At 37.8% G+C, this 13,139-nt stretch carries 9 protein-coding genes; 3 read left to right on the top strand and 6 right to left on the bottom strand.

The genetic code is table 11. From position 1 onward, the window contains the following. Nucleotides 1–590: 590 nt before the first annotated feature. The 3 genes from NAG76_10405 to NAG76_10395 form a co-directional block, all read right to left on the bottom strand. A complete protein-coding gene (locus tag NAG76_10405; GenBank protein URN96600.1) occupies nt 591–2,501 on the bottom strand; it encodes an ABC transporter ATP-binding protein/permease in 1,911 nt (636 codons plus the stop codon). Continuing rightward, nucleotides 2,498–4,228 carry an ABC transporter ATP-binding protein/permease gene (locus tag NAG76_10400; GenBank protein ID URN96599.1) on the bottom strand — a complete coding sequence of 577 codons (1,731 nt, stop codon included), beginning with the start codon at nt 4,226–4,228 and terminating at the stop codon, nt 2,498–2,500. Before NAG76_10400 ends, NAG76_10405 begins: the two co-directional genes overlap by 4 nt. A gap of 286 nt (nt 4,229–4,514) precedes the next feature. Further along, on the bottom strand, nt 4,515–5,993 hold the full coding sequence (locus NAG76_10395) for a methyl-accepting chemotaxis protein (protein URN96598.1): 1,479 nt from the start codon (nt 5,991–5,993) through the stop codon (nt 4,515–4,517). A gap of 162 nt (nt 5,994–6,155) precedes the next feature. Here NAG76_10395 and NAG76_10390 point away from each other — a divergent pair, with 162 nt between their 5' ends. Together NAG76_10390 and NAG76_10385 are read left to right on the top strand one after the other, a co-directional pair. Then, the gene (locus tag NAG76_10390) at nt 6,156–7,625 is read left to right on the top strand and encodes an ABC transporter permease subunit (GenBank protein ID URN96597.1); all 1,470 of its coding nucleotides are present in this window, start codon (nt 6,156–6,158) and stop codon (nt 7,623–7,625) included. Next, entirely contained in the window at nt 7,618–8,340 is a 723-nt protein-coding gene (locus tag NAG76_10385; protein URN96596.1) for an amino acid ABC transporter ATP-binding protein, read from the top strand. Before NAG76_10390 ends, NAG76_10385 begins: the two co-directional genes overlap by 8 nt. A 188-nt stretch (nt 8,341–8,528) precedes the next feature. On the opposite strand, the gene NAG76_10380 is transcribed toward NAG76_10385, so the two are convergent. Continuing rightward, nucleotides 8,529–9,149 (bottom strand): class I SAM-dependent methyltransferase, encoded by a 621-nt coding sequence (locus tag NAG76_10380; GenBank protein URN96595.1) that lies wholly within the window; start codon nt 9,147–9,149, stop codon nt 8,529–8,531. Between the two features lie 76 nt (nt 9,150–9,225). After that, nucleotides 9,226–11,097 carry a patatin-like phospholipase family protein gene (locus NAG76_10375; GenBank protein URN96594.1) on the bottom strand — a complete coding sequence of 624 codons (1,872 nt, stop codon included), beginning with the start codon at nt 11,095–11,097 and terminating at the stop codon, nt 9,226–9,228. Nucleotides 11,098–11,281: 184 nt separating this feature from the next. Here NAG76_10375 and NAG76_10370 point away from each other — a divergent pair, with 184 nt between their 5' ends. Then, on the top strand, nt 11,282–11,779 hold the full coding sequence (locus tag NAG76_10370) for a GNAT family N-acetyltransferase (protein ID URN96593.1): 498 nt from the start codon (nt 11,282–11,284) through the stop codon (nt 11,777–11,779). Between the two features lie 160 nt (nt 11,780–11,939). Here the strand turns inward: NAG76_10370 and NAG76_10365 are convergent, their stop codons facing one another. Then, nucleotides 11,940–13,070 (bottom strand): acyltransferase, encoded by a 1,131-nt coding sequence (locus tag NAG76_10365; GenBank protein ID URN96592.1) that lies wholly within the window; start codon nt 13,068–13,070, stop codon nt 11,940–11,942. Nucleotides 13,071–13,139 lie beyond the last annotated feature (69 nt).

Below are 13,139 nucleotides of genomic sequence, written 5' to 3'. Positions count from 1 at the left end.
TCGCTTGTCAGCACGTAGCGAAGTTGGGTGATCACTCAAATCTATTCAATTATATCTCCGAAGCATCTCGCAGCGGCACAAGCGACTTCGCTTGTCAGCGACTCTGCACTACTTCGGAGCATCACTTGAAGTCTCAGCATCGGAGCAGCGTTCGCTTGTCAGCACGTAGCGAAGTTGCGTGATCACTCAAATCTTTTCAATTATATCTCCGAAGCATCTCGCAGCGACACAAGCGACTTCGCTTGTCAGCGACTCTGCACTACTTCGGAGCATCACTCGCAGTATCAGCATCAGAGCAGCGTTCACTTGTCAGCACGTAGCGAAGTTGCGTGATCACTCAAATCTATTCAATTATATCTCCGAAGCATCTCGCAGCGACACAAGCGACTTCGCTTGTCAGCGACTCTGCACTACTTCGGAGCATCACTCGCAGTCTCAGCATCGGAGTCGTTCGCTTGTCAGCACCAAGAAGATGCCATGAAGCTAGAGAAGCGAAGCGCGGAGTGTACGTAATTGGTACACGAGCACTGGAGCAAACGATGAATGGCATCTTCGTAGTCGAATGCACTACGTTAGCATAATCATCGTGATCACAAGTGAACATCTTCTACTTCGGCTGAACCTCCATTGGCAAACTGACTCGCATACAACTCAGAGTAGAATCCACCACTTGCCAGTAATTGATCATGAGAACCTTGCTCAATTACCGAACCTTGATTCATAACTAGTATAAGATCCGCATCTTTAATTGTCGATAGACGATGGGCGATAACGAAACTTGTTCTACCTTCCATCAAATTGTTCATCGCTTGCTGAATATGAAGCTCTGTACGTGTATCTACACTACTTGTTGCTTCATCTAGAATAAGCATCGATGGATCTGCGAGAATAGCACGCGCTATCGTTAGTAATTGCTTCTGACCTGAAGAAATATTCGATGCTTCTTCATTCAGAATCGTATTGTAGCCATCTGGTAGTGTACGAATAAAGTGATCTGCATGAGCTGCCTTCGCCGCTGCAATAATCTCTTCTTCTGAAGCACCATCTCGACCATAAGCGATATTATCTCGAATTGTACCATTGAATAACCATGTATCTTGTAGAACCATACCGAACAATGAACGAACATATGAACGTTCCAATTGATCAATAGACTTACCATCAATTGTAATTGCTCCACCTTGAATATTGTAGAAGCGCATCAACAGATTAACAAGCGTTGTTTTCCCTGCACCTGTTGGACCAACAATCGCAATCGTCTGACCACTTTTCACATCTAAATTCAAATCTTCCATAAGAACAGCATCATCTTTATAACCAAACTTCACGTGTTGGAATGATACATTACCTTGTGGATTAGCTATTTTCAAGTTAGGATTTATATCCTTTTCTTCTTCTACCTCATCTAACAATTCAAATACACGCTCTGCTGATGCGATTGTCGATTGAATTATGTTCGCAATATTAGCTGTTTGTGTAATAGGCATAGTAAATTGTCTAGCATATTGAATAAATGCTTGAATATTACCCACTGTAATGACTTGATTTGTCACTTGAATCCCGCCGACGACGCAGATGAGTACATAGCCAATATTACCGATAAAGCCCATCAAAGGCATCATAATACCAGACATAAATTGTGCACGCCAGCTGGATTCATAAAGCTTGTCGTTCATCTCTTCAAATCGTTGAATTGATTCCTTCTCACGTCCAAATGCCTTTACGATCGTATGTCCTGTGTACATTTCTTCCACATGACCATTAAGATCGCCTAATTCATTCTGTTGATTTTTGAAATGTCGCTGTGATTTCTTAGCAACAACTGCTATCACAACAAAACTTAACGGTAAAGTAAGAATGAGAATAAGCGTCAACAAAGGACTAATCGTTAACATCATAATGATGATACCAATAATCGTTACTACAGAGGTGATCATTTGCGTTAAACTCTGTTGTAATGTATTTGCTACATTATCTACATCATTGACGACACGACTTAGAATATCACCATTGGAACGAGAATCAAAAAACTTAAGTGGTAATCTACCCAGTTTGTGATTCACATCTTCTCTAAGCTGGTATACAACTTTTTGTGCTACTTTAGCCATCAGAAACTGTTGAATAAATCCAAATACCGCACTAATGACGTAAAGAAGCGCTAATATTGCTAGTATAAACGCGATCCCTTTAAAATCAATGCCCGCACCTGCAATACCTTTTTCCTTGCTTAACCAACCATCTAAAATAATATCAGTAGCCTCACCTAATACTCTTGGACTTACAATTGAAAAGATAGTACTTAATATTGCTGTCAGAAATACAATAAACAATCTTATTTGATACGGCTTCAAGTATTGAATTAATCGTTTAAATGTACCTTTGAAATTTTTCGCCTTAGCTCCTGGCATCATCATACCTGGAGGACCACCACCTGGCCCGCCCGGAGGTCTACCTCCGCCATGCCTATTACCTGTGTGAGATGCTCTTTCACTCTTACTCATGCGCTCTCCTCCTCTGTTAACTGGGATTGAACGATTTCACGATAGACGTCTGACGACGCTAACAATTCCGCATGAGTTCCTTTACCAACAAGTTCACCCTCGTCCAGTACGATAATCTGATCTGCATTCATCACGGTACTAATCCGTTGCGCAACGATAATCATTGCGGCATCAGATACTTCCTCTTTCAAAGCAGCTCTAAGCGTTGAATCTGTCTTATAATCTAATGCTGAGAAGCTATCGTCGAACAAGTATAAACTTGGGCGTCGAACAAGTGCACGAGCAATAGACAGACGTTGCTTCTGTCCTCCTGATATATTCGTCCCACCTTGAGCTAGTATTGTTTCAAAGCCTTGTTCCATCTTTTCAACAAATCCAATTGCTTGAGCAATTGTTGCTGCTTCGCGAATCTCCGCATCTGAGGCATCTTGCTTTCCTTGGCGAATATTTTCAGCAATTGTCCCACTAAAAATCGTTGTTTTTTGAGGTACGAGTGAAATATTGCTCCTTAATTGTTCTATTGACCAATCTTTCACATTAACACCTGAAAATTCGATTGAACCTTCATTACAATCAAAGAAACGCTCAATAAGGTTAATAATGGTTGACTTACCTGAACCTGTTCCACCTATAATAGCCGTTATTTCTCCCGGCTTACATTCGAAATCAATGTTTGCGATAGCTGGTTTTTCTGCTCCAGGATATGTAAATGAAACATTGTTGAATTTGACCGTACCTAATAACTGATTAGCATTAACTGAACGTGAATTACGTTCTGTAATCGTTGGCTCTATATCCAATACTTCATTAATACGAGTAGCTGAAACTTGTGCACGAGGTAACATAACGATCATCATAGACATCATGACAAGCGAGAACATAATTTGCATCGCATATTGGATAAATGCCATTAGATCACCAACAAACATTTCTCCCATATCAATACGTTGACTACCGAACCATACTATACCAATCGTAGATAAGTTCATAATGAGCATCATTAGTGGCATCATAAATGCCATAATTTGATTGACTTTAACAGCTGTATTCATCAGATCGGTATTGGACTCCGTGAATCGCTTTTGCTCATAACTAGTACGGTTAAACGCTCTAATGACACGGATCCCTGTTAACCCTTCACGTAGAACTAGATTAATACGATCTAGTTTCTTCTGCATAATTTTGAAGAATGGCATACCTTTACGAATAATTAACAATATTGCAGCGACTAACACTGGGATAGAGACTAATAGTACTAATGAAAGTTGACTATCTTTCGAGAATGCCATAATTAGACCACCAATACACATCATTGGAGCCATAACCATCATTCTTAACATCATTAGTAACACTTGTTGGACTTGATTTATATCATTTGTTGTACGAGTAATAAGTGAAGCTGTTCCTACCTGATCAAACTCTTGTAGTGAAAAACCTTCAACTTTAGTAAACACTTTTTTCCGAACAATCTTCCCGAACATCGATGAAACTTTAGATGCATAAAAGCTTGCAAATATAGCTACGATCGTTCCTCCAATGGAGACGAGCAACATCACTCCACCCATACTCCAAATATAACTTGTTTCGCCTTTAATAATTCCTCTGTTAACGATATCTGACATTAAAGTAGGCAAATATAGATCAGATAAAGCTTGCAACAGAATCAACACAAAAATACAGATGATTGTGATCGTGTAAGGCTTTAAGAATCGAAATAACTTTAGCAAGTAAACACTCCTTCTTTCTTCTCTCCTGAAATGCATTTATCCATTAGCTTTCCTTCAATCACTTTCTATACAGAGCAGAACACCCTAATAACCAAATTATATCAATGGACATATGGCAACTTCAACTTTTGCAAAAGTACATAGCCTTTAGTATAGTACAGTTCAGCTGAATTATGGAAATACGCTTCACAATATAGATTTTTCATATTATCATTCCCCCACTTTAAACTAAAAAAATCACTTTTACCCATTTATAGAAATAGGTAAAAGCGATTTTGAATATCTCCTACTTTTTTAAATTATAACTTATTTCAGTTAGTTTTCTTATTAATGGTGCTAAGCGACCATTTGAATCGTATTGACGATTCGTTGCGGCAGCTACTGATTTCGTCTTCTCTTTAATTTCATATGCGAAATTACTCATTTTAATAAGTGATGCAGAGGCTTCTACGGTGCTTGCTGCTACCCTTTCTGTTGATTTTGAAACGAGATGGAACTTTGTCACCGATTGATCGATTAACGTGATCATCTCCTGCAGTAACTGGCCCATTTTATCGATACGTTCTACCGCTTGCTCTACTTCATCCATAACGGATTTCATCGCTTCTACGGATCGATTCGTCTCAAACTCTATTTCGCTAACAAGTTTACTAATATGACTTGCAGCATCACTACTTTGATCTGCAAGTTTCCCTACCTCATTCGCTACTACTGCAAACCCTTTTCCATACTCACCTGCTCGTGCAGCTTCAATTGCCGCATTAATTGCAAGTAATCGAGTTTGCCTCGCAATTGCTTTTATCGACGTTGCAATCTGCTGCACTTCATTGGATCTTTCATTCAAATTGCTAATTGTAGCGGATGAAGTGGTTGATGCGAGATCTAATTGATCCATTTGCTTTAAAATGGAATCCATCATCTGTTGCCCTTGACCGGCTTTATACGTCATATGATTAGCAAGCTGAACGACGTCAATATTGCTATTAGAAATATCCGTAAGTCCAGTAGAAATATTGTATACCGCTGTTGAAGCATTTGAAGAAAATTGACTATTGGCTTCAGCATCACTAGATATACGCTGTATTTCTGATACAATTTGAACAAGATCATGTTGTGTATTGTTGTAGAGTGTGTGTAGCTGCTCGGATGCTTCTAATAATTGCTCAGAACTAACAATCATTTGTTGCATAATCGTTTGTAATTGTACTTGTTCCCTCACCGTTGCATCCAATTCTAATCGCAATTTGTGCTTATGATAGATTTGCCAAGTTAATGCTCCTGAAGTAGCAACTAGAAATATTGCATGATAGGACACCATCGTTAAACTATACTCTCCAACTGGAACACCAAACACATACTCCGTAAATACAAGGAAGCCTAACACATGTTGAACGGCGAATATAATAGTCATAACTAGAATAACTTTAATGTTTTCATAGTAACTAATCATCGCTAGCACCATAAAAATTGAAAAGTGGTACTCCAACATCCCATTCCCTGCTGCTACCATTCCAATACTTGAAAAGGTTAATGTCAGCATATTAAGCCATGATATAGATGCGCTTTTCTTATTCCATCTAGATAGCGCCCAAGTAATACTATAGAGCAATGCAGGAATTAACACTAATGATAACGTAATACGTTGATCAGTTTGAACATGATAAGCAGTGGAATGAATCATAAATTGACGATGCAGAAAATAGATACCTATTGTAGCGATAACGATCAGTAACGATAGTCTTGTCACCACTTTATCTTGCTCCATAGTTATCATCTCCTCTTGTAACATACATAAATAATTAGCCGCGAAACATACTACTTATGACATTTCTTTCACAAAAAGGATTACCTTATATTTATACATTTACAATGCATTATTATCCCTCTATAATTGGATGATTGAATTTTTTTGAGAAGAGAGGACAACATGAACAAGCATAAGTTACACGTATTATATGTATCGCTCCTAACAATGGTGCTTCTAATTGTTTCTTTCGGGCCTGCACTATCTGTTTTTGCTGAAGAAGCAACTGAGCAACCGAAAAAAACGTTAGTAATGGGTACATCACCTGATTTCCCACCTTATGAAAGCGTCGATGCCAAAAATAATGGTGAAATCATTGGATTAGATATCGATATAGCCAAATATATTTTGAACGAACTTGGCTATGAATTAAAAATTGCTAGTATGGACTTTGGTGGACTAATCGCTGCGATGCAATCAGGTCGAGTTGATTTCATTATGTCCGGTATGTCAGCTACCGAAGAAAGAAAACAAAGCGTAGATTTTTCTGATCCGTACTATTTCGCACGGAATACAATTGTCTCTAAAAAAGATTCGAACTATAACAGCATTGAATCTCTCAATGGAAAAATTATTGGAGCGCAACTCGGTTCTGTACAAGAGGCGGTTGCCTATAGCGTTGAAGATGCTGCCGAAGTTCGTAAACTGAATAAAATCGCTGATCTTATTCAAGAGCTTAATTCTAATCGGATTGATGCCGCCATCGTAGAAGATGCGGTAGCCGTTGAGATGACCAATGCAAATGGCCAACTAGAGATGAATTTCCTTCCATCTGATAGCAACGATAACGGATATGCGATAGCATTTCCGAAAGGATCACCCTATGTCGCTGAATTCAATACCGTTATTGCCCAAATGCAAGAAAACGGTAAGCTTGATGAGCTATTATTAAAATGGTTTCCTGATGCTAATGCTGAGTCAGCTGTTAATAAGAAACTGATCGATTTTAGCGTATTAGAAGGTTATGTTCCTTATATTATGAAAGGTGTCGGTGTTACACTACTATTCACATTAGTGTCCGCTGTCCTTGGATTTATACTAGGAAGTCTACTATCCCTTTGCAAAATTTCTGGTATTAAGCCGTTAGAATGGTTTGCCACCGCCTATACATCGATATTCCGTGGAACACCATTGCTAGTACAATTAATGCTAATCTATTATGCTACACCACAGTTAACAGGTTATGATATTCCTGCTTTATTAGCAGCAGGTCTTGCCTTCGGATTAAACTCTGCAGCTTATCTATCAGAAACAATTCGTGCAGGAATTATGGCAGTTGATAAAGGGCAACGTGAAGCAGCAATTGCACTTGGTATTCCATACCGTAAGATGATGATCTCGATTATCTTCCCACAAGCATTACGTAATATATTGCCAGCGCTTGTGAATGAGTGTGTAGCATTAATAAAAGAATCATCACTCGTGTCTGTCATTGGTGTTGCCGATCTGATGCGTCGTGCCGATGTTGTTCGTGCTTCTACTTTCCGATCATTTGAGGCATTATTACTCATTGCAGCGATCTACTATGTGCTTGTTCTTGTATTGACTTCACTAGCTCGCATGCTTGAAAGGAGATTACGTCGTAGTGATTAATGTAGATCAATTAACTAAATCATTTGGTAAAAATCAAGTACTTAAAGGAATTACGACCTCGATTAGAAAAGGCGAAGTTGTTGCTTTAATTGGACCATCAGGATCAGGCAAATCGACCTTTCTACGTTGTCTTAACCTATTAGAAGTTCCTACTAGTGGATTTATTTCGATTAACGGAGATGAACTAACTGCTCCGAAAGCTAATGTAGCTGCCATAAGACAAAATATTGGGATGGTATTTCAACATTTTCACCTGTTCCCACATATGACCGTACTTCAAAATATTACTTTTGCTCCAACTCAAGTGAAAGGTATGTCACTTACAGAAGCTCAAGAAAAAGGTATGGCACTGCTCGCTAAAGTAGGCTTGTCCGACAAAGCAAACAGTTATCCTTCAAAACTTTCGGGTGGTCAGAAACAACGTGTAGCTATTGCTCGCTCTCTAGCTATGGAACCTGAAATTATGTTGTTCGATGAACCTACATCTGCACTTGATCCAGAAATGGTCAAAGAAGTACTTAATGTTATTAAAGACTTAGCAGACAGTGGGATGACGATGCTAATCGTAACGCATGAGATGAAATTCGCACGTGAAGCTGCGGATACGATCTACTTCTTGGATCAAGGATTGCTAGTTGAAAAAGCTACTCCTGAACAGTTTTTCTCAAAGCCTAAAAGTGAACGTGCTATTCGTTTCCTTGAACAAGTATTGTAAAAGTAAACTTTGATAAAGCTCATATTCATAGCACAGCAAAATGGAGTTCACATGATGTTTTTCATCATGTGAACTCCATTTTATTTAGGCTATATTAAATCTAAATTTTGATTATCAACCTGAAGAAAACCGCCTTACTTGGGGGTGATTTCTTGGGCTAACGTGTCCCGTTAGCTGAATAACAATAATCAATGAATTTTAGCAACTATTATTTTCCTATACATTCCATTCATCATAACTGGTGAATCCTCTTCTACTTTTAAACTTTTATTATTTTTTGGAATTATTTCTTCAAAACTTCGACCAATATCAGTTCCTAATACGCTAATAATTGGTCTTAAAAGCACTTTTAGTAACGAAAGCTTTTTATTTTTAGGAGCAAATTTATCAAAAATAATTATTTTTCCTTCGTGCTTTAAAACTCTCGTAATTTCTTGAAAACATTTATTAGCATCTGGTACAACTGAAAGTATTAGACTTGCTACTACATAGTCGAATACTTCGTCTTCAAAAATCATATTTTGAGCATCCATTTCTAAAAATTTAATCGTAGAATCCTTGAACTTTTTTTTTGCCTTTCCAAGCATATCAGGTGAATAATCAATTGCAGTTATATCTAAGTCAGAGTAATTGATTAACTCTAAATCAGCACCCGTACCTACACCGACAAATAATATTTTTTGTTCTCCACTAAATGGTATTGATTGGAGTATTTGTTTCCGAGCATTTAAAAAGATACCCGAATTAAAAAACTTATCATAAATTGGAGAACCAATTTTATATATAACTTTATTCCAAGAATTATTCAAACCCCTACACTCCCCAATGCAATAGTAATTATATTAATCAATCACATACCCAAGTTCGATCTTCATAACAGTACCTTTATTTAAGAAGCAACATTTGCTGTTGGATAAGACTAGCATGCTCTCTCGTTACCTGTTCTCCAGCATGAATGTATTGCTTAAAATCTTTGAATCCATTTTGAATATTATCTAACTCTGGACGGATGACAACATCGGCCATCTGTAATTCTTCCTTTACTAGCTTTGCACTCATAATATCTATTGTATTGAGCAATGATTTCACAAAATTCGTTGGTGCACCTTTCGTGAAATCTTGTGAACATACATTAACGGCTACGACTATATCCGCTCCCATACTTCTGGCTAACGCAGCAGGGACTGGATGAACGACTGCGCCATCTACAAGTGTTTTACCTTGATATTGCACAGGACGCATCACTGCTGGAATCGCTGTACTTGCAGCGATCGCTTTAGCAAGTGAACCTTTACGCATAATATGCGCCTCACCAGTATTAGAATCAGACGCAACTGCGGCAAATGGCATTTTTAAATGCTCAATTTGAACATCACCTAAGTAACTTTCAATAAAACCAATCAACGGTTCATTATGGACAATTGATTTTTTGGGAAAGGTGAGACTAACGATATTGTTCCATTTCAACTTAGTCACAGCTTTTTCTAACTCATCGACGGACATACCAGCTGCAAAAGCTCCACCAACTAATGAACCCGCGCTTGTTCCTGCAATAATATCAATTGGAATTTCAGCTTGTTGCAATGAGCGAATGACACCGATATGAGACATTCCACGTAGTGATCCACTACCAAGTGCTAATCCTACTGTAGGTCTAGTGCCGGGCTTTCTAAAACGATTAAACTTCAGATGAGAGCTTTGAATGGTTCGACCTTCACTCACAATATAGGCTGCTTCAACAATCGTAATCAGCTCTGTAATGTTTTGAGTTAAGTAAGGGAACAGCGCAAGCATTCTAAGCGCTTCTTCAGAAATAGTGTCTAATGAATACTCATTTATTCCTTCATCTTTTGTTTTCTGCAAATAGTGTTTTGCTAAGAGCGGTATATCTTCGGCACGTTCACGTAATGGTTCTATCGCAATAATATGACATCCAGCTATTGTTCGTTCATCGTTACAAGTCATTATTAGATGCATTTGTTGATTACGTTCCACTAATTCATGAATGGTTGCCGCACTTAATTTCTCTATATTTTCAATTATTAATGTACCTCTTTGACTCGCCGATACGAGCGCTTCCCATTCACTCCAATTGAATTGCTCCGCTTCAATAGAGATAACGGGTTCATATTGGCGATTGGATGTATAATGGATTCGCCGAGCTACATGTCTCTTACCTACTCCCGCCTCACCTACGATGAGTATATTACCCGCTTCATTGCGATAACGCTCTACTTGCGAACGTAAATACACAATATGATCACTATCGCCTATTAACTCTCCATATCGGTCTCGATCATCTAATTCATTGCGCTTCATCAAATATAAACTTTTTGAATATTCTTCACTTACTCTTACATTAGATTGCTGAATACGTTTTACCATTGCCTCGATCATATGTTGTCGAAAACTTTCGCTACGATCCATAAGATTAAGCATACCGTCTCTACTTAGTGAGAATGCTTTTACTACTGACTTAGCCATTACGGTCGCACTAATCGGATCTCCTGTCATACAAGACATTTCACCGAAAAACGCTCCAATCGAGAGTGTGGCAATATGTATTTTATTTGGATGTTCTAAACAAATGTCTACCGTTCCTTCTTCAAGTATGTACAAGCTTGCTCCAACATGCCCTTGTTGTATAATAGGTACATCTTGTTGAAAACTAACGCTGGATAGGTAAGGTAATAGTTGCTGTAGTTCATTAGCACTCATTTGCTGAAATAAGGGAAGTTTTTGTAATCTATGAATCATGTAGGTTATTAATCTCCTCTATCATCATTAGTTGTCCTTGCTCTATATTTCATCCAACTTATTCATATAATAATCGTTGATTCATGTTAAAATTACTTTCTTATAACTATAGACCGTTGCTACACATTAGTAAATAATGAGAATTTTTACTAAGAAGTTACTTTTATACGACTGGAGCTCGTAAATGATGATGACTATAGCCTTACCTTATTCTCTCATCCCAATGTCGGAAGATGATGCATCATGTATCACCGAGTGGCGTTATCCTTCCCCCTATCATATATACCATTGGCCTGCATGGGACATTATGAAGAAACAAGAAATTGAGTTTGGAGATACTGAAATTCGTTCGAAACAGTATCGTAGCGTAATAGATGCAAATGATACTTTAATTGGATTTGCTCAATTTTTCGCAATGCAAACAACCGTTAGAATAGCACTCTTTCTTGCCCCAGCATATTGCGGACTCGGAATTGGTCAACAAGTTATGCAATTAGTAATTCGTGAGGCTAATGAACGATATTCTAACTTTGAAATAGATCTAGAAGTTGAAACATGGAACGAACGTGCCATTACTAGCTACGTACGATCTGGCTTTTTCATTACAGATCAGTATGAACTACCCTCTAGGAACGATCAGCCGATTAGAAATGTGTACTGTATGGTCTATCAAGCTCCATAGATTCATAAGGAAATGCAATGGAAAAAGAGATTTGGCGATTGCTATATTCTATTTCATACAAATAAAGCTCGAAGACCGCGTCCAATAGGCATGGTCTTCGAGCTTTTCGATTAGATAATCATTTCAAATTATAAATAATAACCAATAGAAGTTGATCATATTATTTCGCTGAACGCTTCTTCCCATTACCTACAATATAGGTTGCATAAGGAACATACTTTGATATGAGGATCGTTAGTATCCAAGCAACGATCAACCCAAACAAAAATTGACCTACAAAATAAAGATTGAATAGTATCGGATCCCCACTCATCGGTAATCTTCGATACATGTATAGTAAAAGTGGATGAATGAGATAAATTCCAAATGAGTGGTCGCTTAAAGAAGTTATTATTCGCTGTAACCAGGTAGGGCATTTCAGTTCATAGTATCTAGAACTTATAATACTAAGTGCTATAGAGATCATAATAAATATAAACCATGTCCAAGCAAAATGTGGTGAAGACTCCCAATCTTTATATACCCATCCACGGTAGAATAGATTAGCATAATAGACCCCAGAACAAATCCAAGCGACTAATATTACGATGCGATAAACTCGATATTGTACAGTATGTTTTTCAAGAAACTGTAACATATGACTGTATCTCGTTGCAATCCACACTCCACAACCAAAGTACGCTGTATAGGACACAAATAAGCTTGCTGTCCTCTTAAATAATTGTGGAAGACCTTCGAGTTGCGATATATACTCACGATTAATATAGAAATATGCCCATTGAATAATAAAACCAATTAGCCAAATCCAGATCGCTGTTGATTTCCTAGTCGCTATTAATTTCCACAATATTGGAAATAGTAGATAGAATTGCACCATAACAAAGATATAGTATAAATGAGCGTACGCTTTTCCAATTAAAATCGCCTCACCAAGCTCTGCAAACGAGTATAATGACAGTGATGTTAGATGTGTCAACGTAAAATAGATACAAGAAAAGATAATATAAGGAATAATAACGTTCGTCATTCTTCGTTTGTAAAACGTATTGATAGACGATAGAGTCACTTCCCGATGCTGGTAGGAATACATGAGAACGAATCCACTTAGAAATAGAAATAATGGAACTGCAAATGTAGACATCTTATTGATGAGTACATATAGGAAATAAAAACTTGAATTTACGTTCGCGCTATTAACTGCTGAGCTAGTTGAATGTATAAGCAATACAGCAATAATGGCAAATGCTCTAACCAAATTCATCTCCGTTAGGTAACGATGATGTTTGTTCATGATGATCTCCCTCGTAGATGATATGTATTTTATTAAGTTATTAGGACTTCTCATTATAGCAAAAGCAGT

The organism is Candidatus Pristimantibacillus lignocellulolyticus (assembly GCA_023639215.1).
GTDB lineage: Bacteria > Bacillota > Bacilli > Paenibacillales > Paenibacillaceae > Pristimantibacillus > Pristimantibacillus lignocellulolyticus.
Note: the sequence above shows the minus strand (reverse complement) of the source record. Positions and strands in the feature narration are given on the sequence as shown.